This window comes from Peribacillus sp. YIM B13481, assembly GCF_042787985.1.
In the GTDB taxonomy this organism is placed as follows: Bacteria; Bacillota; Bacilli; order Bacillales; family DSM-1321; genus Peribacillus; species Peribacillus simplex_A.
Genome location: NZ_JBHZPE010000015.1, coordinates 16,950 through 41,088, shown reverse-complemented (window position 1 = coordinate 41,088; position 24,139 = coordinate 16,950). Strand labels below are relative to the sequence as shown.

Here is a 24,139-nt window from a genome sequence, read left to right as displayed (position 1 = left end):
TTTCTTTTTTATCTTTCCTCACTGGATTTTAGAAAGATTTCGCTTGATTTGATCATAGTGTCCTGAAACATGCTCATCGATGAAGTGATCCACAATATAAGAAACTGGTTTGTTTCCGAATTTAGCGAAATTCCGGTGTGGCGATTCTTTAGAGAGTGCTTCTTCTTCTAAATTCCCAAGCCTGCTCTCCACTTCATATTTAAGCTCCTCCACTTGCTTCAAGACATCATCAACATCAAGTTTGTCAATATCACCGACTGCTGCCAATCGGGCTGGATCTTGCAATCCACGCCCCCATTTGGCCCCAGGCTTTGCTATTACTGTTTCCACTTCACCTAACCAATAAGGAATGGCTTCAGCTAAATGGGAAAGTATCTGCATGATGGACCATTCCTCCTCTGTAGGCTTTAATCGGATCGTCTCTTCCGGAAGGTTTGCGGCTGTCTCAAGAATGTGGTCGATTGATTGTTGAACCGATTGGATTGATGTCCCGATCTCCTGATAAGCCATTTTATTTTCCCTCCCCGACACGTCGAACACGGTTTTCAAGATAACCTATTTTGTCGATTTCGATTTTGACAACGTCACCATCTTTTAAGAACACTTGTGGATCACGGGCTACTCCTACCCCACCAGGTGTTCCTGTAAGAACGATGTCACCAGGTTCAAGCGTCATTAAATTCGATAAGAATTCAACTAAATATTTCACATCGAATACGAAGTTGGATGTATTCGTTTTTTGGCGTTCCTCACCATTTACAGTTAATCGGACATTTAAGCCAGATGGATCGGATAGTTCATCGGATGTGACTAACCAAGGACCCATCGGAGCACTTCCTTCAACCGTTTTCCCTTGAAGCCATTCAAGTGTACGCCTTTGGATATCACGATACGTAACATCATTGGCAATTGTATAACCCGCTACATAATCAAGTGCATCTTCTTGTGAAACATTACGTGCCTTTTGTCCGACTACAAAAGCGAATTCCGCTTCATAATCCAGTTGTTCAGAAATCGGGAAAAACGGAATGTCATCCTGCGGACCGATTACTGCATTGGCGAACTTTGCGAATACCACAGGGAATGGCGGTAATTCGCGGCCCATTTCAGCAATGTGCTCACGGTAGTTATGTCCTACACAAATAATTTTACCTGGCTTTTGGACAGGTGCCTCAAGCTTTATATCTTCAATTGGATGTATCAATTTATGTCTGAATGAATCACGATTGTTAATTGCGTAGTCAGCAGCCTTTTTAGCGATGGAAAGGCTTTCATTCCCTCCCTCTAAAAATGCCTCCATTGTTGCTGGTACATATGCCTCAGCGATTTGTTCACTGCGAAGTTTCCCTTCGCTTTCCAGAAGCGCTTGATAGGCATAGTTCAAGTCAACTACTACATTATTCGGGTAAATTGCACCAATACGTTTAAATCCTTGAATGCTGAAAGTTACTAATCTCATATTTCATTCTCCTTTATTAATCTCGATTTTAAAAAAAACCTCTTCTTGATGCCACGATCCTAATTTGCGGGATAATTCTTTTAGATTTACTTCACAAACCAGAATATGAATGACTGTGCATCTACAAACTTCACTTATAGATAACACTGTTCACTATTTATATAAATGATAACTTAATTTTCGGAATATTGTCAAGAAAGTATTGCAAATTTTTGTGCAAATGTTATCATCTACACCATTATGACTACTTCGGAATCAATAAAATGGTCCGCTAAAGTTATTTATTTAAAAGGAAAGTATATTGATAGCTTCAAGCAGCCTCCGGTATTTCTTGCTAAATTTCATTTAAATTTTAAAGATTCTGATATACTAGACCTAAATTAAACTGATTAGGGAGATTGACATATGGAAATCGTAAAATCTGGTTCGACAATCCAATCATTACAAATAGGTATGGGCATTATCGATTTACTTGCTTCCCAAAGAAATCCTTTAAGATTCTCTGATATTCAAGAATTAACGGAAATAACGAAGAGTAATCTCTATAAATATTTGAATACTTTGACTCAACTCGAGTTACTTTATCGTGATAAGACAACAGGTATGTATCACCTTGGGAGCAAATTGATTCAATACGGCATGGCAGCCATCGGAAATGAGGACGTCACGAGCAGAATAACCCCTTATTTACAGGAAATCAGTCACCATACCTCTTGCACAGTCCTTTTTTCCGTCTGGACATACGATGGACCAATCACGGCAAAAATATGGAATTCCAACCAAAACTTAAACATCGGGGCCCAGTTAGGTACGCGTCTCCCCCCATCATCCTCTTCAGGAAAAGTATTCACAGTATTTCAGGATCCTTCCTTGACAGCGGACTGGATTGAAAAAGATCGTCATGTTACAGGCTCGTTCCTTAAAGAAACAAATGAATATGATGAAATTCGGAAATACAAAATAGCTTTTGCCAAAGAGCCTCTTGTACCATCTGTTTCCTCCATGTCCATTCCAGTTTTTAATTATAATTCAGAATTATTGGGAGCGATCACTGCCGTTGGATTCACTGAAAGCATTCCAGATCATTACGAAGATCCCTTAAGCCATTATTTAAGAAAGAGCTATTTGGAAATTTCGAAAATTTTCGGTTTTACCGCTGAATAGAAAAAAGCAGGAAAAAGGATGGCGATCATTCCTTTTTCCTGCTTTTTAATTTTTCATGGCTTTCGCTGATATGTCCATATCCGGTTATGATTAGACGTTTCAGGAAAGGCATCCCCTGCATCAAGCTTAACCATTTTCGGATTCACTACCGTGCTGCCCGTTTCACCGATTTCTACATAGGTCCCATTATTAGGTGCCTTCTGGCCTGGCTTAAATTGACGATTTTGCCCCATAGATTTCACCCCTTTACATGCTTTCCTTGTTATTATTACCAGGTTACTTTCTTTCATGTCTGAAAAATTAAGGAATACAGGAAATTCGGCTGAATTAAAAAAGCGTCTGTTCTCTGAGCAGACACTTAGACTGGTAAACCCAAGTATTGATCCATCCAGTTATTATTTCTCTAACTGCTACAAATATAATCAAAAAGGTTTCGGAATGGGACCATTCCGAAACCTTTTTTTCTACAAACTGAGCGATTGCTCTCTGAGCAGACACTTTTTTGGTTAAGACATTAAATCCACTAGAACCGCCTTTTGGGCATGAAGACGATTTCCTGCTTGGTGGAAAACGACGGAATTCGGTCCATCGATGACTTCAGCTGTTACTTCTTCTTCCCTGTGAGCAGGGAGGCAGTGCATGAATAAATAATCTTCTTTGGCATGTTTCACAAGTTCACTATTGATTTGATAATCTTTAAAGGCTTCTAAGCGAATACTATTCTCGATTTCCTGCCCCATGGAGGTCCAAACATCGGAATAGACGATATCCGCATCTTTTATAGCTTCTGAAGCTGAGGTTGTCACCACAATTTCACTGCCAGTCTCTTCTGCCACTTTTTGAGCATAGGCAACGACCTTTTCATCAGGTTTGTAGGCCTCAGGGCATCCAATGGAAAAATCCATTCCCATTTTTGCGCAGCCGACCATCAATGAATTGGCAACATTATTGCCATCTCCGATATAACTCATCTTCAGGCCTTTTAGTTGCCCTTTTATCTCGATGATCGTCAAGAAGTCAGCAAGTACCTGACAAGGATGTGCAAGGTCTGTTAACCCATTGATGACTGGGATAGAAGCATTTTCCGACAACTCTAGGATTTTTTCATGCTCGAAGGTACGAATCATGATCCCATCAATATATTCGGAAAGGACTTTTGCAGTATCGGAAATAGTTTCCCCGCGTCCAATTTGCAAGTCATTACCACTTAAGAACAAAGCGTGTCCGCCAAGCTGCATCATGCCAACTTCAAAAGAAACACGGGTACGGGTAGACGATTTTTCAAAGATCATCCCCAGCGTTTTCCCTTTTAAAGGTGTATATTCCTCGCCAGCTTGCAATTTGCCTTTAATGGTCTGTGCCAGCTTTAACAAATCCGCTATCGCAGTGGGTGTTGACTCCTTCATGGTCAAAAAGTCTTTTCCATTTAAAATCTTCGCTTGTGTCGGTGCCGTCATTGAACTCATACTTGTGACACTCCTTCCGAATATGATACAAGCCATTCCTGAAGCGAGATAACCCCTGGATCAGCATTTTCTAACGATTGTAGATAGGCTTTGAAAGTCTCTTCTTCCGTAAATGCCAGAAGGCGATATTTTGCTGCCATTAACCTTAGCTTCTTATCTTCTTCTGTTGTTCCATATGCCAAAACGACCGATGCATTCCCTTCATTTAACCATTTATCAAAATTTGAATCCCCCAGTGTCAAACCTGCTTCACTTATTTGCACTAGCAAATCTTCGCTTAATTTGACTGATTTGGATTGATAAACACCTGAATTATGATTAGCATTTTGAGCATGGAATACTTTTGTCAATGCTTCTTTTACCGTTACTCCGATGGCGATTCCTTCACCAGTTGATTTCATTTCCGGACCTACCTTCGAATCAAGGCCGCTTAGTGCAAATGTAGAGAATACTGGATATTTGACGACTGCATATGGAATTTCTTCCATTAAGCCCGTTGTTTCGAACACATTCGACAATGAATATTTCCCAAGCAATATTTTTGTCGCTATTTGCACCAAGGGTACATCGGTGACTTTACTGATGATTGGAATTGTCCGACTGGCGCGAGGGTTTACTTCCAATACATATACACTATTTCCTTCAATCACGAATTGAATGTTCATAAGTCCTTTATAACCAAGCTCGATTACTAGTTTTTTCGCATATTGGGTCATTTTATCTTTGATTTCATTGGTTAATGATTGGGCTGGCAGTAATGCCATGCTATCCCCTGAATGGACGCCTGCTTTTTCTACATGTTCCGCAATGATTGGAATATATACATCATTTCCATCAGCAATCAAATCGATTTCGGCTTCTTTCCCTGGAATATAAGAATCGATCAATACGGGGTATGCAAGTGCAGTCCCATTTTCCATTCTATTCAATAAGCTTTCCTTGGAGCGGATGATTTCCATTCCTTGGCCGCCAATTACATATGATGGGCGTAAGAGTATTGGAAAACCGATAGCCTCTGCACGGTCAATTAATTGTTCTTCACCATTAGCCATCGAACCCGGTACATGAGGAATATCCAGTTTTTGAAGAAGCTGATAAAAACGATCACGGTCTTCTAATTGATCGAGTGTATCGAAGGAAGTCCCCAACAAATTGACACCGTAATCTTCCAGGCCTTTTGCCAGGTTTATCGCAGTCTGCCCACCAAATTGGACGATAACATCTTCAATACCTTCCGCTTCTATTACATTAAGAACGTATTCCAGAGTTAACGGCTCGAAATAAAGGCGGTCTGCCGTGGCAAAATCCGTACTTACCGTTTCCGGGTTATTATTAATCATGATCGTTTCAACATTTTCATCCTGGAGTGCATAAACCCCGTGAACGGAACAGTAATCAAATTCTATTCCCTGTCCAATCCGGATAGGGCCGCTGCCAATCATCAAGACTTTCTTTTTATCCGTTTTTTTCTGTTCGTTCTCACCGAAATATGTTGAATAGTGATAGTTAGTATGTGATTCGAACTCGGCTGCACATGTATCAACCGTTTTGTAGACAGCCGTAAGACCAAGTGACTTCCGGTGTGCTCTCACTTCCAGCTCGCTAACATTCCATACGGAAGCAAGATAGCGGTCTGAAAAGCCCTTTTCCTTATATGACTGCAGTTCTTCCTTTGTTACCTGATCGATTCTCCTAGCTTCAATCTTCATTTCGTTTTGGATCAATGAATCAAAGGATTTAAGGAAGAAATAATCTATGGTTGTGGCTTCATGGATTTCTTCAATCGTCACGCCTTTTCTAAGCATTTCAAAAATGACAAATATTCGCTCATCAGATTTTTCGGCAAGCTTCACCCAAAGCTCAGGAACGGTTTTATTTTTCAGCGATGATAGCTGCAGTCCATTCGTTTTTAATTCCAAAGAATCGACGGCCTTTTGGACTCCCCCCTCAAAACTGCGGTGTAAAGCCATCACTTCACCTGTCGCCTTCATTTGTGTTCCTAATTTGCGGTTGGCGGTCTTGAATTTATCGAATGGCCATCTCGGGAACTTCACCGCTACATAGTCAAGAGCAGGTTCAAAGCTTGAATATGTGCTTTTCGTTACAGGATTGACGATTTCCGATAAATGGTAGCCGACAGCAAGCTTTGCAGCTATGCGTGCTATGGGATAGCCTGTTGCTTTGGAAGCTAATGCCGATGAACGGCTGACGCGTGGGTTTACTTCAATTAGATAATATTGTTTGCTTTTCGGATCAAGTGCGAATTGAATATTACAGCCGCCTATGATACCTAAAGCAGAGATGATTTTAATTGAAGCGGAACGAAGCATCTGAAACTCATCGTCCGATAAGGTCTGTGATGGTGCCACAACGATGGAATCACCAGTATGGATCCCTACAGGATCAATATTTTCCATATTACAGATAGTGATGCACGTATTGATGCCATCTCGCATTACTTCATATTCGACTTCTTTAAATCCAGCTATGCTTCTTTCAATCAAGCATTGTGTAATCGGGCTTTCTTGGAGTCCGCCCCGGACAAGTTCCTTAAAGGTATCCAATGAATCAGCAATCCCACCGCCAGTGCCGCCGAGTGTATATGCGGGACGAACGATGATCGGGAAACCGATTTTTTCGGCAAAAGCTATCGCTTCTTCAAGAGTATGGACAATTGTACTGTCGGGAACGGGTTCACCTATTTCAAACATCAGCTCACGGAACAGTTCACGATCCTCCCCTTTTTTGATGGAGTCGATCGGAGTTCCCAATAATTTGACTTTATATTTTTCAAGTACTCCAGCATCATCCAATTGATAAGCAAGATTCAATCCTGTTTGACCGCCTAATGTAGCCAGCAGGCCATCCGGCTTTTCTTTGGAAATGATCTTTTCCAGTACATCAACTGTTAAAGGTTCGAAATAGACAGCATCCGCATTCATATCATCAGTCATGATTGTTGCCGGATTGTTGTTGACCAGTATGACTTTATATCCTTCTTCTTTTAAAGCGAGGCAGGCCTGTGTACCTGCATAATCAAATTCGGCGGCCTGCCCGATGACAATTGGCCCCGAACCAATCACTAAAATGGTCTGTATCGTGTTGTCCTTAGGCATAGGCTTTTTCTCTCCCGCTATAATCATTTATCATTTGTAAAAAGTCGTTGAAGAGAAGTGAACTCTCGATGGGTCCTGGATTAGCCTCAGGATGGTACTGGGTAGTGAATATTGGCAGGTCTTCATGCATAAGCCCCTCAACTGTGCTATCATTCACATTCCTGAATCTCACTTGAAGAGATGTTCCTTCTAAGCTCGGTTCATCAACCTCATAACTATGATTTTGAGAACTCATATACACCTGTTTCGTTTTCAAATCGACCACGGGCTGATTCGCACCCCGATGTCCAAACAGCATTTTTTTTGTATTTCCCCCAAAGGCTAGGGCCGTTAATTGATGACCGAGACATATGCCCATCGTTGGGAAATTCGTAATGACCTTCTTTATGTTTCCTAAAAGGTATTCAAGCTGTTTTGGATCCCCAGGCCCATTTGAAAGCAAAATACCATCCGGCTTCAAGTCCTTGATTTGTTCGAACTCAGTATCGAATGGAACGACTGAAACTCGGCAGCCTTGTTCAATCAAAGAATCCAATATGGATTTTTTATAACCGAAATCAATCATCACCACATGCTTGTCGCCTTCTCCAAAGCTCTCGACCACCTTTGTGGATACCTCAGATACATGGGCTGATAAACAAACCTGGCCAGGTTTGATAGAAAATTTTTCTTCGGCTGTGATGGCAGCCTGCATGGAACCTTCCTGTCTTATATTTTTAACGACCGCTCTTGTGTCAACATGGCTTAAAAGCGGAATGTTCCACTTGTCTAAATATTCACCAAGTGAATATTTAGCTTGATAATGGGAATGGCTCATATTCCCTTCATATACAATAACACCGGCAACATGTGGCTTCTTACTCTCAAAATCATTTTCATTGATTCCATAATTTCCGATTAGAGGATATGTGAAAACGACAATTTGGTCCTTATATGAAGGATCTGTCAATACTTCTTGATATCCGGTCATCCCTGTAAAAAAGACAATCTCTCCATTGATTGCTTTTTCAGTCGATTTAGTCAGCAGTTCCCCTTCAAAGACGGAACCATTCTCTAAATATAGAAAGTTTTTCATGATCTTCACCTCTTTAGATGCTGTATATTTATATATAGAATAGCATAATTATTCATTTTGTTCTATAAAAATTCATTAAATTTAAATAGTTTGTTTTATTGCCAATATTTTTTTAATTTTACTTATCGCCATATCGATTTCCGATTCAGTAACTGTCAGAGATGGGAGTAAACGAAGCACTTTAGGACCTGCACTCAACACAAGTAAGCCCTCTTCTTGAAGTTCCATTAAAAACCCCTGAACATCCTGTTTGCATTCAATCCCGACCATCAACCCCAGTCCGCGAATCTCTTTAACTTCTTCCGATTCCTTTAACGCTTTTGCCAATTCACTCTCAAGGTATTCAGCCTTTTTCACGGTCTCTTTTAAAAACCCTGATTGGAAAATTTCTTTTAAAACGGATTCTGCTGCTGCAACACTAATGGGATTACCTCCAAATGTGGATCCATGACTTCCTGGGTTAAAGAAATCCGACAGCCTTTCCTTTCCAATCATCGCGCCGATTGGCAGGCCATTTCCCAGCCCCTTTGCTGAAGTGATGATGTCGGGTTGGATATTAAAATGCTGGAATGCAAATGGTTTCCCTGTACGTCCTATCCCAGTCTGAATTTCATCAATGATAAGAAGAGCTCCGTGTTCTTGGCATTGAGTTTGAATCGCATCCAGATAGGATTGCTGTACAACATGGATGCCGCCCTCACCTTGAACTATTTCAATCATTACAGCCGCCGTATTTTCATCTATGGCTGCTATCATGGCATCATTATCATTAAATGGAACATACTCGAATGAAGCTAGCATCGGTCCGAAACCAGTCTTTATTTTTTCCTGTCCCGTTGCTGCCATCGTTGCAAACGTACGGCCGTGGAAAGACTGCAGACATGTGACGATTTTGCTTTTCCCAGTAGCTTTACGCGCTAGTTTGATAGCTGCCTCATTCGCTTCGGCTCCACTGTTAGCAAAAAATACCTGGCTTAAACCGGAGGCATCTGCCAGCATTTGTGCTGTCCGTTCCTGTATGGAACTTTGAAACATGTTCGATACGTGCCAATATTTATTAAGCTGTTTGGTGACTGCCATTTTTACCAACTCATGACAATGACCAAGATTCAAAACCCCGATTCCGGATGTGAAATCCAGATACTCTTTACCTGTTGTACTCGTAATCTTCATTCCTGACGCTTTTCTAGGCTCAATGTTCCACCTTGCATATGTTGGAAATAAAGAACTCATTGTAATACCCCTTCTTCCTGAAGAAATTTCGTACCGATGAATTGTCCGCCTTCATAAAAATGATCTTTTCCACTAACGATCATCACTTCTTCAACCCCTTTATTCAGCACCGACAACGCAGTATTGACTTTCGGAATCATTCCTCCATGGATACTTCCATCCTTTATCAAATCCTTCGTTTCCGTTTCAGTCAATTCCTCAATGATCTGTTCATTCTTTAAGACCCCTTTAACATCGGTCACAAATAAACACATGTCTGCAGATAGCGCTTTCGCTACAGACCCAGCGGCCATATCAGCATTCACATTTAATTTAGTACCTTCTTCGGTAGTTGAAATTGGCGTCAATACGGGACAATAACCATTTTCGAATAATATCCCAAGTAATTCAGTATTGACTTTTTGTATCTCGCCTACAGCTCCAAGTTTCTGTTCATCGATATACTCACCTGTGAGAATCCCGCCGTCAGAACCATTTAAACCGACAGCCTTAATTCCGTGTGCTTCCAATTTATGAACGAGACTGCGGTTAGATTTGCCTGCCAGCATAAGTTCCACAATTCCCATCACTTCAGAGGTCGTTTTTCTTAAACCATTTTCAAAGACTGGTTCAATTTCATATTTTTCAAGCATCGAATTTATATCAGGGCCGCCTCCATGAACAAAGACAATTTGGTAGCCGCGGTTTTGTAACTCTATAACACTATTGAAAAACGACTCCGATAACTCATTGATGATACTGCCGCCGCACTTTATGACTAATATGTTCATTATTTTCCCCCCTTACGAACGATAGCTTCCGTTTATTTTTACATAATCATAGGTTAAATCGCAGCCCCATGCCGTTCCGGATTCATTGCCATCTTTCAAATAAACATGAATGATGATACTTTCATTTTCCAAATATGCTTTGGCTTCTTCCTCAGAAAACAGTACTGGCTCACCATCTTTAAGTACGACAATATCACCAAAAACAATCGTCGTTTGATCCGGATTGAATCCCACTCCGCTTCTTCCCATCGCCGCAATGATTCGTCCCCAGTTTGCATCCGCGCCAAAAGCTGCCGTTTTCACTAGATTTGATCCAACGATCGTCTTCGCCATCATCTGTGAATCTTGCTTCGTAGGCATGCCATGAACATTCACTTCTATCAGTTTTGTGGCACCTTCTCCGTCTTTCGCAATTTGTTTTGCCAAATTCTCGGATGTTTGTTTTAATAATTCCAAGAAGACAGACCATTCTGGATGGTTAGCTGTCAAAGGTTCATTTTTCGCTTCTCCATTCGCAAGCACTAACACCATGTCGTTCGTTGAGCAGTCACCATCAACCGTAATTTGATTGAATGTATCGTTGGTTATGGAAGATAGTGCTTGCTGTAAATCATTCGGTTCGATGACGGCATCCGTTGTAATGAAACCGAGCATTGTTGCCATGTTTGGATGAATCATTCCCGAACCCTTCGCTGCTCCGCCCATTTTCACGGTTTTACCGTCTATAATTGTTACATAACCACAGCTCTTCGTTACAATATCCGTTGTTAAAATGGCGTTACCAAAATCATCGGCAGCTTCAGGTGAATTTTCTGGCTGCAATGACTCTATCCCTTTTCTAACTTTTTCCATTTTCATGAATTCCCCTATTACTCCGGTAGAAGCCACTGCAAATGAATGATCCTCCATACCGAACTTTTGAGCCGCAAGCTTCCTCATTTCATATGCATCTTTTAGACCCTGTACTCCTGTACAAGCATTCGCACAAGCACTATTCACTACAATGCCGTGAAGTTTTCCAGAAGCGGCAATGCTATCTTTCGTTACATTGATTGGAGCGGCTTGAACAACGTTTTGTGTATAAACCGCGGCGGCCGACGCCGGAACATCGGTAAAAATGATGCCAACATCCTTTTTGGAGTAGCGCAATCCTGCATGGACACCTGACGCTTTGAATCCTTGAGGCATTAAAATGTTTCCTTCTTGAATTTGTTTGATTTCTTCAACTGGCTGTAGTGTATTCATTATTTCCCTCCAAAGTTTATGGATATAGCGGACTGTTCCATAGTCCTGCCGTTTCTTCTAGTCCCATTAATATATTTGCATTTTGAATGGCCTGCCCTGCAGCACCCTTCACTAAATTATCAATAACCGAAACTACCGTTACCCTACCTGTTCTTTCATCATATGCGACACCAATGTCGCAAAAGTTCGATCCATATACCTGTTTCGTGGATGGGAAGCGATCCAGCGGCTGTACCCGGACAAAAGGATGTTTCTCGTATACTGTTTCGTATAAATCCTTTAATTCAACATTTGAGGTTTCCCGATTTACCTTTATATACATCGTTGCCATAATACCTCGTGTCATTGGAACCAGATGGGTATTAAAGGTAATAGGTTGTAAATCAGCTGACCATCGTCCAAGCTGTTGTTCGATTTCCGGTATATGTTGATGTTGATTTACCTTATATATCTTAAAGTTCTCATTCATTTCACTATAATGTGTAACAGCCGAAAGTGATTTACCCGCCCCTGAAACCCCGGATTTTGCATCGATGATCACTTCTGCAGCTGCTCCGGCCAATCCTTCTGTGAATAGAGGGGCAAGGCCTAAAAGTGATGCGGTTGGGTAGCACCCTGGATTTGCCACAATCGCCGCTTGCCTTATTGCTTCAGCATTCCATTCAGCCAAACCGTATACGGCTTCTTCAATAATATGCTGTGGCGCGGCTGTTTTTTTATACCATTGTTCATATTCACCTGGGGTTTGAAGCCTCAGGTCTCCTGATAGGTCGATTACTTTAATGTCAAGGTCCGAAAATTCCGAAATCAATTGTGAGGAAACACCAGAAGGAGTTGCAAGAAATACAATATCGGATTTTTTTGCAATCGCTTCCGGATCAATTTCTTCTAATTTATCTTTCATATGCATTAAATGTGCATTTTCTTCATATAAATTTCGACCAAATTGGGATGAAGTATGCAATGATTTTATTTTGAATTGCGGATGATTATTCAAAAACCTTATTAGTTCTACTCCTCCATAACCCGTTGCACCTACTATTGATACGTTCATAAAACCATCTCCTATATTTCAAGTACCTGTCATTCTTTGATTCTACTATTATATGACTGAATAAAAATAAAATCAAATGTATTTTTATAAATTTCTAAACTTAACTTTAAAATGGGAAATTACCCATTTTAGCTTCCGTAATTATCCAAAGTTGTTGACTACTAGTGTTTTTTCCGTTTAAATCAAAGGTAGTGTAATAACGGTATCTGAAAGGTGGTCATACACATGAATGGATTTTCGTTATCTAATCGGCTGCATGCAATTTTAGATAATAAACAGCAAATTAAACATATGGAAAAAGGGTGCTTCCTTTTTCAGGAAAGCACCCCAGCAAGTGATTTGTATTACATTTTGAAAGGCAAAGTAGAATTGAGTAAGGTTGTTCCCGACGGCCGGGAATTAACTATACGGATTTGTTCGGAGAATGATTTGGTTGGGGAAACAGTCCTTTTTTCTCCAAATCCTAAATATATGGTGAATGCAAAAATGTTGGAAGATGGAACTGTTGCGGTTATTTCCAAAGAGGCATTAGAAGGGAAAATCGCCTCCGATAGCCATCTTGCAGTTGAAATGATGACATGGTTATCCGCCCAAAACCGTAAAAACCAGGCTAAATTCCGCGATATGCTCCTGCACGGTAAGAAAGGTGCATTATACTCCACCCTCATCCGTTTATCAAATAGCCATGGAACTGAAGTTGAAGACGGTAAAGTTATCAATCTTCCATTTACAAATCAAGAACTCGCCAATTTTTGCGGCACATCCCGCGAGGTAGTCAATCGGATGCTCGCTCAATTAAGGAAAAACAATGTCATCTCTATTAAAAAGGGCTGCATTACGATTCTTGACTTAGACTATTTGAAACAGGAAATCGATTGTGAAAACTGTCCAATAGAAATCTGTACCATCGATTAAATCCTCCCATAATAAGCAGCGAAATACATAATGCCTTACGATCTTAAAATGATCGGATTAATTTTCAGGCTCATTCATCCCTAGGACCATTGAATTATTTTCATTATTATGGGATTTGAATAAAATAATTTCACAGTCATCTAAAAATGCATAAAAAAAGCATAAAAATCCTTTTAAGCAATTTGGCAAGCATCAGTTGCTCTTATCGACTATACATATTAAATGAAGGGATGGCATAGTGCCATCCCTTCATTTTTTTACATTCATTCAGACGAAAGTCCTTATTGTTTTGTTACCCTCCAATGAATGACATTTCGATTTTTGCATGTTTCTTCAATGTCCCGGCGGCACGCTCATCTGAATAGCGGTCATCCCTATGGTTCCAAAGCGATATGATGTATCCAGTCAATTCTTCATCTGTCATGTCGGAACGGATTAATGACTTCAAGTCTTGCCCCTTTCCATTGAACAGGCATGTATATAAACTTCCATTAGCTGAAAGGCGTGCACGTGTACAACTGGAACAAAAAGACTCAGATACGGATGTTATGAAGCCCACTTCTGCAGTAGTGCCCTTATAACGAAAGCGTTTTGCCACTTCTCCGAAATAATCTTCTTCAACCGGTTCAAGCTCGAATTCGGTTTGGAGCAACTCAAGCAGTTCTTTTTTCGTAATGACATTCTTCAGCTGCCAGCCATTTGTATGTCCGACATCCATGAATTCAATATAGCGTAATTGAACGTCCTCTTCTTTACAAAAACGGGCCATCGGCAGGATTTGAGATTCATTGGTTTCTTTTTTCACTACCATATTCACTTTAACGCCAAGACCTGCTTCTTTGGCAGCAGCTATGCCTTCAATAACCGGCTTTATCCCGATATCTCTGCCGTTCATCTTCTTAAAAAGTTCATCATCGAGGCTGTCTAAACTGATATTCACCCTCTGTAAACCAGCTGCCTTTAAATTCGCGGCATGTTTTTTCAGGAACACACCATTCGTGGTCAATCCTATATCTTCAATACCTTCAATTTTAATGAGCTCTGAAATCAGTGTGGCAAGATCTCTCCGGAGTAATGGTTCCCCGCCAGTCAATCTTAGTTTTTTCACTCCTAAGCTTGCAAATATCTTTGAAAGCCTTACAATTTCCTCATAAGATAAAAGCTCACTTTTAGGCAGGAACTGAAAATTCTCATGAAAAATTTCAGCTGGCATGCAATACTGACAGCGAAAGTTACAGCGATCTATGACTGAAATTCTTAAATCCCTTAGTGGCCTGTCCAATGAATCTTTTATATGACTGTTCAATTAACCACTCCTAGCCATAAGTATTAGAAAAAAACCAGACCATAAAAAGTGGCTCCATTGAATGGATTCACTGTTTTTTGACTGGCTTTATATTTCTATTACAACATGGTCATTATTTGATTCCTAATGCAATTTTAGCATACCTGGACATCATGTCTTTCGACCATGGCGGACTCCAGACGATCTTCACATCCGTTTCCTTGACCTCTGGAATATCTTCTAGAACCAATTTCACTTGATCGACAATCGTCCCAGCAAGCGGACAGCCCATTGAAGTCAATGTCATCGATACTGTAGTCAGACCTTCCTCATCCATATCCACATCATATACCAAACCTAAATTCACGATATCTATACCAAGCTCAGGGTCAATGACCTGCTCCAAAGCCCCAAAAATAATGTCTTTTGTATCTTGATCCACTTCAATCACTCCTTTATGGAAAATCTCTTCCGTTTTAGATAGTCGTTGTCCATTTGGACTTTAACCTATCCCCGTATTAGAATCATAACAGATTTTGAATGAGCACTTAAGCTTTTTGCACTGTTGGCAGTAAATATTTCGCGAACCAGTCTGCAGTCATAAGCACGCCTTCTCTACTGACCCTATGTCCTGCCTTAGGGTCGAGGATAAAATTTATTTTTTCATTTGCATCATTATACCCTGCTTTGACCCCTTCATAAAAGTGATATGCATGTTGATAAGGCACAACTGGATCCTTAGCTCCATGCCAAAAAAGAAGCGGGCGGTTGGAAAGCTTATTTTGATTAAGACTCAAATCAAATGGCTTGAGCTGTTCAATCACTTTGGCTACTTCCTCATCAGTAGCGGGGAAATTAACTTTCCTTTTCTTAATCTCCTCCATTTGGAGCTCTGCATACGCGACATATGATGGGTTCCCCATTAAACTTACTCCGGCGGATATCCATTCATAAGCAGCCAGAGCCCCGTTCGTAACTATTCCCCCCATGGAGGTACCCGCTACACCAATTCTGGCAGGATCAATTAATTTTCTGGATAATAAATTATCCTTCATCAAAGATATATCCTGGATGGTTTGTAAAACCATTTCCCAAAACCGGGGCATCATTTGAGAATCACTCAAACCAGCTCCTCTTTTCCCATGATGAATTACATCGGGAAGAAGAACACGAAACCCCTTCTCAGCCAATAAATAAGCATAGTGAAGATTGTGTTCCTTTGCACTTTGAAAACCATGTATAAAAATAATAAGCGGCAATTCCTGATGGAAAGTGGTTTGCTCACTTAAGTGTAATACAGGAATATGTCCAATTTGTTCATTTTCAATTATTATCAATTTAACCCCTCCGAATGCTTTGTTCCGATCTTTACCTAAAAGAAGTTTCACTACCTTCTCAAAAAGGCTTAGGTTTCTTCATTCCATTCCTTTAAACCTATACTTCGCTTTAAGTATTATAATCCTGCATATAGTAATATCATACAGGAATGCATAAAGAATGAAAAAGATTTACATTTACTTTAAAATAGCCTTAACAATATTCGCATATAATGAAATAAAAAGAACAGAAGGTGTTTACATGACTGAGAAACATTTAATCGTCTTGGATCTTGATGGTACTTTACTTACAGATAAAAAAACAATTTCTCCAAGGACTAAACAAACACTACTGAAACTCAAAAAAGATGGGCATGAAGTTATGATCGCCACCGGTCGTCCCTTTCGCTCAAGTGAACTTTATTACCGGGAATTGGGATTGACTACACCCATCGTTAATTTCAATGGCGCTTTCGTCCATCACCCATTGCTGACAAGCTGGGGGGTGTATCACTCCCCATTGGATATAAGTGTTGCGAAAGAGATTGTTGAAGCGTGCGATCATTTTCAATATCACAACATCATCGCCGAAGTACGTGATGACGTTTATGTCCATTATCATGATGAAAAGTTGATGGACATGTTCAATGTAGGAAAACCCAACATGAAGACGGGTGACTTGCGCAATTTCCTTCAGGATTCCCCAACTTCGATGCTAATTCATACAGATAGTGAATTTGTAGGCCAGATTCGCCAGCATTTATCCGATGTCCATGCAGAATTGGTCGATCATCGCCGCTGGGCAGAGCCTTTTCATATCATCGAAATCATTAAGAGCGGCTTAAGTAAAGCCGTGGGTCTTAAACGGGTATCCAACTATCTGGAAATTCCTCAAAACAGGATAATCGCTTTCGGTGATGAAGATAATGATTTGGAAATGCTCGATTACGCGGGAACCGGGGTTGCTATGGGGAATGCAATCTCACCAGTAAAAACGGTAGCAAATACAACTACATTGACGAATGAAGAAGACGGCATAGCAGTCTACCTCGAAGAAAAATTCAATATAAAAACGTAAAACGACATTTTTTACCTTCATAATATCTCTCTTACAAGTTCAAACTAATATGGACAGCAGCTTCCTTCTGTTGTCGACAACGCTCAGAATCGGAGGAGATAAGTATGGGTAAAAGCAGTAAATCTAAACGATTTGTACAGCAGGGCAAAGAAAGTGTTGCCAGGCATGCCGAAAGAATCCCTTATCACACTACGTTTGAAGAAGCTGAAAAAGACAGGTTGAGAATTATGTCTGAACAAAGCTATGGTGGCTTCTAATGGGAAACAAATTATTCCAGAAAGCTAGAGAATTTGTTGAAGAAGCTCTCCACTCTGAGCATGACGGTGACCAGCATAAGACTGAGGATGTCGCTAAAAACGCTCTTTCATCGGCCTTTGCCAATACGACCGAGGCCGAAAAAGAACAACTGCGAGAACTCCAGGATGACCTGGAAAACCACTCGAAATAAAGTGAAAGCCTCCAGGATTCCTGGAGGCTTTCATTATGTTAAAATTGAATTGTTATTTTGTTCCTTTCCGCCTTTTTGTCCAATTTCCCGGCTTGTCGTGATTTATAGTGCCTTACGTCCTGCTTCTTGTCTCTCATTTTTTCTTCGTCAGCCATTTTTGTCACTTCTTCATAAGGTTTTAATTTGGCGCTTCAATATAAGATTTAGCCGATTTGTACACGCAATAAACTTAAAACGCCGAAAACTTTCCTTTTGTAAAAGTAGTGTAATGGCCTTAATTGTTAATTTCATTCCCTGCGGAAGGTACCAACGATGCCTGAAGTTTCTATTATGTTTGTGAAAGCGTGTGGATCCACTTCCTTGATGATCTTTTCAAGCTCATAAAGTTCATACCTTGTAATGACAATCAATAACATTTCCTTATTTTCGTTAGTAAACGCCCCTTTTGCCGGAATCCTTGTAATTCCACGGACTAACTGCGCGTGGATTGCCTGTTTAAGTTCTTCGCTTTTCTTTGTAATGATCATCGCTGTAAGCTTTTCATGACGAGTATGTATCGCGTCCACAACACGGGTCGATGTGTAAAGGGTAACAAGTGTATACAAAGCTTTTTCAGGTCCATAAACAGCGCCTGCCGTAACAATGATCACACCATTCAGCAGAAATAAATAAGTACCTACAGGTTTATCTTTCTTCCGTGATAGAAGCATGGCGATAATGTCCATTCCGCCAGTCGATGCCCCGTACTTCAAGGTGATTCCCACACCTACTGCAGCTATGACTCCGCCAAACACCGCATTCAATAATATGTCAGGTGACCAGCGAGTAATCGGAATGATTTCCATAAAAAAGGACATCAAGACAACGCTGAGAAAACTATAAAAGGTAAAGGACTTCCCAACTTTTCGCCAAGCAATGATCGTTACTGGAACGTTCAATAAAAGCAATAGAATGCCTGTCGATACATCAAAAGGTGCAAAAGAACCTATCATCCTCGATAGTAGCTGAGCCACTCCTGTAAAGCCGCTTGCATATACGTTTGCCGGTATTAGAAAAAAGTTCATCGCGATAGCATTCAGTAATGCTCCGACCACAACTATGATTATTTTCTTCATTTCACCACTGTACATCCTAAAAACCTCCATTTCACCCTTATCCTATTATCTTTTTACCCTTAATTATTTATTCTATTTACGTAGAGATTGAATTTTTACCGTTACGTGCTACACTAAAAAGTAGAGTGGTCACTCATTTTCTAAAAATTGTAAAAAGAAAGCAGGTGTATTATGGCTATCACAATTCTTGCAGATAGTGCATGTGATTTGCCATTGTCTTTCTATAAGGAAAACAATGTAACATTAATCCCTTTACAAGTCCATCTTGATGGGAGAAATTATGAAGATTTACTTACTATTAATTCTCACGAAGTCTATCAGGCAATGATTGAGGGAAAAGCCCCGAAAACATCGCAAGCTTCTCCAGAATACTTTATAGAACTTTTCACACAGTTTGCTAAGGAGAAAAAACAAGGAATATATATAGCCTTTTCCTCTGAGTTATCAGGAACTTATCAAACGGCAGTGATGATTCTTAATCAGGTGAAGGAAGAATACCCTGACCTTGACATAGAAATCGTCAATACCAAATGCGCTTCGATGGGAGTCGGTTTAATTGTAAAGAAAGCAGCCGACCTAGCAGCAAACGGTGCCTCTAAAGAAGAAATCCTAGCTGACATCGAATTACGCACCAGACATATGGAGCATCTATTCACTGTAGATAATCTTGAATATTTGGCGCGTGGCGGTCGCATCTCCAAGACCTCTGCCTTTGTAGGCGGTTTATTGAACATTAAACCGTTATTGCATGTTGAAGACGGGAAGCTTGTTCCGCTTGAAAAGCTACGCGGCAAAAAGAAATTGATTAAACGTGTAATCGAATTAATGCATGAAAGAGGCAAAAATTTAACAACCCAAACGATTGCCATCAGTCATGGTGATGATGAAGCAACGGCCTTGGAATGGAAGGAAGCCATTCAAAATGAATTCGGGACAACCGATTTCATGATCCATACAATTGGCTCCGTCATCGGTGCACATGCCGGTCCTGGTACAATTGCCCTCTTCTTCTTAAACGATACCCCTGAGAAATCATAAACATACATACTCCCTTCCATTATTGTGAACAATATATATTGATCATGATAATGGAAGGGAGTTTTCACTTTGTCAAAAACAACTGATAACAATAAAAGGCCAAAAGATAACCAAGCGATAAATGCTGAAAAAAATAGCGCATTTCAGGAAAACCTCACTGCAGGCAAGCATTCCTATTCGAAGAAAACGGACCATAAATGAAGCTCGGGGCTAGTCCCCTTGCTTTTTTAATAGGCTGTCACCGCTTTACCATATGATTTATATAGTTGTCTTCCCATCACACTTTCTCTATAATAAAGGAAATAAACCCTGCTGGAGGTAAGTGATGGCAAAGGAAAATTCATTTGATATTGTTTCGAAAGTAGACTTTTCAGAGGTAACGAATGCAGTTACCATGGCTATGAAGGAAATAAAGACCCGCTATGATTTTAAAGGGAGCATAAGCAGTATCACCATTGAAAAAGAAGACCTGGTTTTAGTGTCAGACGATGAATATAAGCTTGACCAGTTGAAGGATGTCCTCATTGGTAAACTCATTAAACGTGACGTACCGATCAAGAATCTGGACTATGGTAAGCTAGAAGGTGCTTCTGGTGGAACCGTCCGCCAACGGGCCAAGTTAATTCAAGGCATCGATAAGGAACAAGCAAAAAAGATCAATACCATCATTAAAAATAGCGGTCTTAAAGTGAAAAGCCAAATCCAGGATGATCAAATCCGGGTTACCGGCAAGAACCGGGATGATCTGCAAGGAATCATTTCCGCGATACGAGGCGCTGATCTGTCCATTGATGTACAATTCTTAAATTACCGGTAGTAATAAGGCCTCACCTGCTCAGGTAGGCCTTTTTTTATATGTAGCAGCTGCCTCTATTGTTTGTTAATACCCTCTTTCCCCTCAAATGAATCTCCTTCATAGAACATGGAAAGACTAGTCATGTTCCCCTCAGTTAAAACTATTTACCTTAGGACAATTTTAACCATTTTTTACATGTTTTATTTTTCCAAAAAGAAGGAATAGAAATAGTGTAGATAATTAAACAGGAGGCGTTTTAATCTTGACTAGTCAAAACCAAAATCAAAACAAACAAGGATTTCCACCTCAACATCAACAGCATCAGCCTGGAGTGGAAACAAAAATGGAACCGAACCCTGATTCAGTTAAATCTGCCTACAAAGGAAGCGGTAAATTAAAAGGGAAAACCGCAATCATAACAGGAGGAGACAGCGGAATAGGTAAATCTGTTGCCATTTATTACGCTAAAGAAGGAGCAAATGTGACAGTTGCATACTTGGATGAACACGAGGATGCTAAAACGACAAAAGAATTGATCGAAAAAGAAGGACAGAAATGTTTACTCATTTCTGGGGATATCGGTGATGAAGCCTTCTGCCAGGATGTCGTCAATAAAACGGTGGATGAATTCGGCGGTTTGGACATTCTAGTGAACAACGCTGGAGAACAGCATGTACAGACAAGTATCCTTGACATTTCTGCTGAACAATTGGAAAAAACGTTCCGCACTAACATTTTCTCGATGTTCCACTTAACAAAAGCTGCATTAAAGCATCTTAATAAAGGAAGCAGTATCATTAATACAACCTCTATCACAGCTTATCAAGGAAACCCAAAACTAATCGATTATTCTTCAACGAAAGGTGCAATACTAGCATTTACAAGAGCCCTTTCGAACTCCATTTCTAAAGATGGCATCAGAGTGAACGGTGTTGCGCCAGGCCCAATCTGGACACCACTGATTCCTGCCTCATTCGGTGAAGAGGATGTTGCCAAATTCGGTCAGGATACTCCAATGGGTCGCGCAGGGCAGCCTGAGGAATTAGCACCAGCCTATGTATATTTGGCAAGTGATGATTCATCTTATGTCAGCGGACAAGTCATCCATGTAAACGGCGGGACCGTTGTAAATGGATAAGGCCTTAACTGCCTTAACGACAAAAGCAGTGGACTTCGCAAATTGAAATCCACTGCTTTTACCTTTTTTCAAGCAGGATATTTCCAGTTTAAACGGAAATATATGTATGAGAAGGAGTTGTGTCATTTGAAAAATTTTGTAGATCCATGGTTCACCGTTCAGGAATTGGACTCAGAAACGTTCGCAATTAGTGAATATGGTCATTGGGAGAACGTCCACTCCTTTTTACTACTTGGGGAGACCCGGGCTGCGTTAATCGATACAGGGTTAGGCATCGATTCGATTAAGCGAATTACGGACCAGCTTACCGATCTTCCTATTATCGTCCTGACCACACATGTGCATTCGGATCATATTGGCGGTCATGGGGATTTTGATACAATTTATGTTCATGGTGATGATGCCGATTGGCTGATCAATGGCATTAAAGGTTTGACTTTGGAACAAATAAGAAAAGAAATGGCTCGGGATATCACCATACCCGTCCCGGAATCATTCGACCCTATTACATACAAGCCATTCCAAGGGTACCCTGATAAGCTCTTAACAGATGGGGAAACCATTGATCTTGGGAACCGCAGTTTAGGCATTTATCACACGCCTGGGCATTCACCTGGCCACATTTCTATTTTGGATAATGAAACAGGTTATTTATTTACTTATTTATTTACTGGTGACCTGCTTTATTCAGATACACCAGTTTATGCATTTTACCCATAGACAAGCCCTCAAGACCTTGTGAATTCGTTAGAAAAAATCGCTAAGCTCCAGAAAGTCTCCAAAATCTATGGCGGACACAACCAGCTCGGCCTCGAACCAAGGATTCTTGAGGAAGTCCTCGAAGCCATTCAATATCTTAGAGAGAATAACTTAGTCAGACACGGAACCGGTGTACATACATTCAAAAGTTTCAGCGTGCAATTCTAGCAAAAGGGGTTCGGAATTAACATTCCGAACCCCTTTGGAAATTCCCTTTGAATTTTGCTCAATATTAAGGAATCGGGTCTCTACGAGCCATTTTTGGACCTTGCCATCTCCAATTGGCCATCTTCTTTACATTCATGGCAGCGAAAGTGAGGACCGCCCGCAGAAAGCAAGTGCCCTACGTTCCAATCAACGTTCAAATTGGACAAGCCATAAAAAAACTGTAGACAAACTCGATTTTCTTCGAGTTTTGTCTACAGACTGAAAGGGCATTACTTTTACGTAATGCCCTTTCGTTTAATAAGTCAAGGCCATCGCACCTTGCTTGATCGGTCTGCAAGAATGCCTTTCCACGAAATGATGTGGAATGATGGACCCAACAGGAGTATCTCCATTTTGCAGCATTTGAATGATACCCTTAGCTGCCTGATATCCCAAATCGAAAATATTAATATCTACAGAAGTCAGGGCAGGCAATGATAGTTCAGAGAAAATAACGTTATTGAAGCTGACGATGGACATTTCTTCTGGAGTGCGAACGCCCATCTCGCGAAGTGAATGCACGATGCCAAGTGCCATAAGATCATCACTGACCACCAAAGCAGTTGGCGGTTCATCGATGGCAAGCAATCGTTTTGCAGCTGCTTGCCCACCTTCATGCAAAAAGTCTTCATGCAGGGTATATTCCCTCCTTCGATCGATCCCGGCCCTCTTCAAAGCCCGTTCATATCCTAATAAGCGATCGAGCGTCATCACAAGGGTTACATCGCCTCCGATGAATCCAATCCTTTCATGTCCTAGCTGAATGAGATAATCTGTTGCCTGTTCGGCTGCCAAGACATTATCGTTATCAACATATGTTATCTCCTCGAGAAAATCATAGGGTTTCCCAATGATTACAAAAGGAAAATCCCTTGCCCTCAAATAGGTCAGAATGTGATCGTTCATCCTGGAATACATCAGGATTATTCCATCCACCATCCCCCCCTGCACCATGTTTACGACTCCTTCGTAGATTTCATCTTCGGTTTTTCCCGTGCCTAGCAACAGGGAATAATGGTTTTCCTGAGCTCCCTCACTAAGACCCTGGAGAATCGTTGGAAAAAATGGATTTTGATAATAATCATTTGACGAACTTGGCAGGACCAAGCCAATGATCCTAGTTGATTGATTGGCAAGACTACGTGCAATGAAATTTGGATGGTACCCTAATTTATTCATCGCCTTACGTACCCTTACCTTTGTTTTTTCACTTATTCGAGGATTATTTGCAATCACCCGAGAAACTGTTGAAGGAGCAACATTCGCCAGCTGTGCCACATCTTTTATTGTGATGGCCATGCATTTCCCCTCTCCCCTCTTAGCCTTTATTGACTTCATTCCAAAAAAGGTGAATACCAATAAACACTTCACTAATAGATTTTATAATTATACACTTGTATGTATTCATAATACACTCAGTCCAACAGATATATCCATACTTTTTTTTTCCACTCGTCCACAG

General features: G+C 40.6%; 24 protein-coding genes and 1 pseudogene. 10 read left to right on the top strand and 15 right to left on the bottom strand.

The genetic code is table 11. The features are described 5' to 3' along the window. Positions 1 to 18 precede the first annotated feature (18 nt). Both ACFX4X_RS11275 and ACFX4X_RS11270 read right to left on the bottom strand, forming a co-directional pair. Positions 19 to 510 (bottom strand): DinB family protein, encoded by a 492-nt coding sequence (locus ACFX4X_RS11275; RefSeq protein WP_289320812.1) that lies wholly within the window; start codon positions 508 to 510, stop codon positions 19 to 21. 1 nt (position 511) lies between these two features. Continuing rightward, the gene (locus ACFX4X_RS11270; RefSeq protein WP_284471462.1) at positions 512 to 1,459 is read right to left on the bottom strand and encodes a fumarylacetoacetate hydrolase family protein; all 948 of its coding nucleotides are present in this window, start codon (positions 1,457 to 1,459) and stop codon (positions 512 to 514) included. Between the two features lie 405 nt (positions 1,460 to 1,864). On the opposite strand from ACFX4X_RS11270, the gene ACFX4X_RS11265 reads away from it, so the two are divergent. Beyond that, on the top strand, positions 1,865 to 2,623 hold the full coding sequence (locus ACFX4X_RS11265) for an IclR family transcriptional regulator (protein WP_061462082.1): 759 nt from the start codon (positions 1,865 to 1,867) through the stop codon (positions 2,621 to 2,623). 53 nt (positions 2,624 to 2,676) lie between these two features. On the opposite strand, the gene ACFX4X_RS11260 is transcribed toward ACFX4X_RS11265, so the two are convergent. From ACFX4X_RS11260 to argC, 8 genes are all read right to left on the bottom strand, one after another. Continuing rightward, positions 2,677 to 2,856, bottom strand: a complete 180-nt coding sequence (locus ACFX4X_RS11260) for a YjzC family protein (protein ID WP_061462081.1) — start codon at positions 2,854 to 2,856, stop codon at positions 2,677 to 2,679. Positions 2,857 to 3,129: 273 nt separating this feature from the next. After that, positions 3,130 to 4,089: an ornithine carbamoyltransferase gene (argF, locus tag ACFX4X_RS11255; protein ID WP_377383468.1), complete on the bottom strand. Its 960-nt coding sequence runs from the start codon at positions 4,087 to 4,089 to the stop codon at positions 3,130 to 3,132. Next, positions 4,086 to 7,205, bottom strand: a complete 3,120-nt coding sequence (locus ACFX4X_RS11250; protein ID WP_377383466.1) for a carbamoyl-phosphate synthase (glutamine-hydrolyzing) large subunit — start codon at positions 7,203 to 7,205, stop codon at positions 4,086 to 4,088. The genes argF and ACFX4X_RS11250 overlap by 4 nt, the downstream gene beginning before the upstream one ends. Further along, positions 7,198 to 8,280, bottom strand: a complete 1,083-nt coding sequence (locus tag ACFX4X_RS11245; RefSeq protein ID WP_377383464.1) for a carbamoyl phosphate synthase small subunit — start codon at positions 8,278 to 8,280, stop codon at positions 7,198 to 7,200. Before ACFX4X_RS11245 ends, ACFX4X_RS11250 begins: the two co-directional genes overlap by 8 nt. 81 nt (positions 8,281 to 8,361) lie before the next feature. Further along, positions 8,362 to 9,513 carry an acetylornithine transaminase gene (locus ACFX4X_RS11240; protein ID WP_377383462.1) on the bottom strand — a complete coding sequence of 384 codons (1,152 nt, stop codon included), beginning with the start codon at positions 9,511 to 9,513 and terminating at the stop codon, positions 8,362 to 8,364. After that, on the bottom strand, positions 9,510 to 10,283 hold the full coding sequence (gene argB, locus ACFX4X_RS11235; RefSeq protein ID WP_284471465.1) for an acetylglutamate kinase: 774 nt from the start codon (positions 10,281 to 10,283) through the stop codon (positions 9,510 to 9,512). Before argB ends, ACFX4X_RS11240 begins: the two co-directional genes overlap by 4 nt. A gap of 12 nt (positions 10,284 to 10,295) precedes the next feature. After that, positions 10,296 to 11,528, bottom strand: a complete 1,233-nt coding sequence (gene argJ, locus ACFX4X_RS11230; RefSeq protein ID WP_284471466.1) for a bifunctional ornithine acetyltransferase/N-acetylglutamate synthase — start codon at positions 11,526 to 11,528, stop codon at positions 10,296 to 10,298. Positions 11,529 to 11,544: 16 nt separating this feature from the next. Further along, positions 11,545 to 12,582 (bottom strand): N-acetyl-gamma-glutamyl-phosphate reductase, encoded by a 1,038-nt coding sequence (gene argC / locus ACFX4X_RS11225; RefSeq protein WP_284471467.1) that lies wholly within the window; start codon positions 12,580 to 12,582, stop codon positions 11,545 to 11,547. Positions 12,583 to 12,807: 225 nt separating this feature from the next. On the opposite strand from argC, the gene ACFX4X_RS11220 reads away from it, so the two are divergent. Beyond that, positions 12,808 to 13,497, top strand: a complete 690-nt coding sequence (locus ACFX4X_RS11220) for a Crp/Fnr family transcriptional regulator (RefSeq protein WP_377383459.1) — start codon at positions 12,808 to 12,810, stop codon at positions 13,495 to 13,497. A gap of 292 nt (positions 13,498 to 13,789) precedes the next feature. On the opposite strand, the gene moaA is transcribed toward ACFX4X_RS11220, so the two are convergent. From moaA to ACFX4X_RS11205, 3 genes are all read right to left on the bottom strand, one after another. Next, positions 13,790 to 14,803, bottom strand: coding sequence for a GTP 3',8-cyclase MoaA (gene moaA, locus ACFX4X_RS11215; protein ID WP_377383458.1), 1,014 nt, complete (start codon positions 14,801 to 14,803; stop codon positions 13,790 to 13,792). 112 nt (positions 14,804 to 14,915) lie between these two features. After that, entirely contained in the window at positions 14,916 to 15,224 is a 309-nt protein-coding gene (locus ACFX4X_RS11210; protein ID WP_061462072.1) for a metal-sulfur cluster assembly factor, read from the bottom strand. A 106-nt stretch (positions 15,225 to 15,330) separates the two neighbouring features. After that, positions 15,331 to 16,119 (bottom strand): prolyl oligopeptidase family serine peptidase, encoded by a 789-nt coding sequence (locus ACFX4X_RS11205; RefSeq protein WP_377383457.1) that lies wholly within the window; start codon positions 16,117 to 16,119, stop codon positions 15,331 to 15,333. 241 nt (positions 16,120 to 16,360) lie between these two features. On the opposite strand from ACFX4X_RS11205, the gene ACFX4X_RS11200 reads away from it, so the two are divergent. The 3 genes from ACFX4X_RS11200 to ACFX4X_RS11190 all read left to right on the top strand — a co-directional run bounded on the left by ACFX4X_RS11200 (position 16,361) and on the right by ACFX4X_RS11190 (position 17,624). Next, a complete protein-coding gene (locus ACFX4X_RS11200) occupies positions 16,361 to 17,176 on the top strand; it encodes a Cof-type HAD-IIB family hydrolase (protein WP_377383455.1) in 816 nt (271 codons plus the stop codon). Between the two features lie 104 nt (positions 17,177 to 17,280). Further along, positions 17,281 to 17,433, top strand: coding sequence for a hypothetical protein (locus tag ACFX4X_RS11195; RefSeq protein ID WP_377383454.1), 153 nt, complete (start codon positions 17,281 to 17,283; stop codon positions 17,431 to 17,433). Beyond that, the gene (locus ACFX4X_RS11190; protein WP_061462070.1) at positions 17,433 to 17,624 is read left to right on the top strand and encodes a DUF3813 domain-containing protein; all 192 of its coding nucleotides are present in this window, start codon (positions 17,433 to 17,435) and stop codon (positions 17,622 to 17,624) included. Before ACFX4X_RS11195 ends, ACFX4X_RS11190 begins: the two co-directional genes overlap by 1 nt. Positions 17,625 to 17,911: 287 nt before the next feature. Here the strand turns inward: ACFX4X_RS11190 and ACFX4X_RS11185 are convergent, their stop codons facing one another. Beyond that, positions 17,912 to 18,754: a YitT family protein gene (locus ACFX4X_RS11185; RefSeq protein ID WP_284471472.1), complete on the bottom strand. Its 843-nt coding sequence runs from the start codon at positions 18,752 to 18,754 to the stop codon at positions 17,912 to 17,914. 156 nt (positions 18,755 to 18,910) lie between these two features. On the opposite strand from ACFX4X_RS11185, the gene ACFX4X_RS11180 reads away from it, so the two are divergent. The 5 genes and pseudogenes from ACFX4X_RS11180 to ACFX4X_RS11160 all read left to right on the top strand — a co-directional run bounded on the left by ACFX4X_RS11180 (position 18,911) and on the right by ACFX4X_RS11160 (position 22,638). Further along, on the top strand, positions 18,911 to 19,777 hold the full coding sequence (locus ACFX4X_RS11180; RefSeq protein ID WP_377383452.1) for a DegV family protein: 867 nt from the start codon (positions 18,911 to 18,913) through the stop codon (positions 19,775 to 19,777). Positions 19,778 to 19,846: 69 nt separating this feature from the next. Next, complete coding sequence (locus ACFX4X_RS11175; protein ID WP_089363655.1) at positions 19,847 to 19,978, top strand: DUF3941 domain-containing protein; 132 nt, start codon at positions 19,847 to 19,849, stop codon at positions 19,976 to 19,978. 124 nt (positions 19,979 to 20,102) lie between these two features. Then, complete coding sequence (locus ACFX4X_RS11170) at positions 20,103 to 20,594, top strand: YajQ family cyclic di-GMP-binding protein (RefSeq protein WP_061462067.1); 492 nt, start codon at positions 20,103 to 20,105, stop codon at positions 20,592 to 20,594. 241 nt (positions 20,595 to 20,835) lie between these two features. Next, a complete protein-coding gene (locus ACFX4X_RS11165) occupies positions 20,836 to 21,711 on the top strand; it encodes an SDR family oxidoreductase (protein ID WP_061462066.1) in 876 nt (291 codons plus the stop codon). Between the two features lie 102 nt (positions 21,712 to 21,813). Beyond that, a pseudogene (locus ACFX4X_RS11160) lies at positions 21,814 to 22,638 on the top strand (MBL fold metallo-hydrolase). Between the two features lie 294 nt (positions 22,639 to 22,932). Here ACFX4X_RS11160 and ACFX4X_RS11155 read toward each other — a convergent pair. Further along, positions 22,933 to 23,976, bottom strand: coding sequence for a LacI family DNA-binding transcriptional regulator (locus ACFX4X_RS11155; RefSeq protein WP_377383449.1), 1,044 nt, complete (start codon positions 23,974 to 23,976; stop codon positions 22,933 to 22,935). Between the last annotated feature and the right edge of the window lie 163 nt (positions 23,977 to 24,139).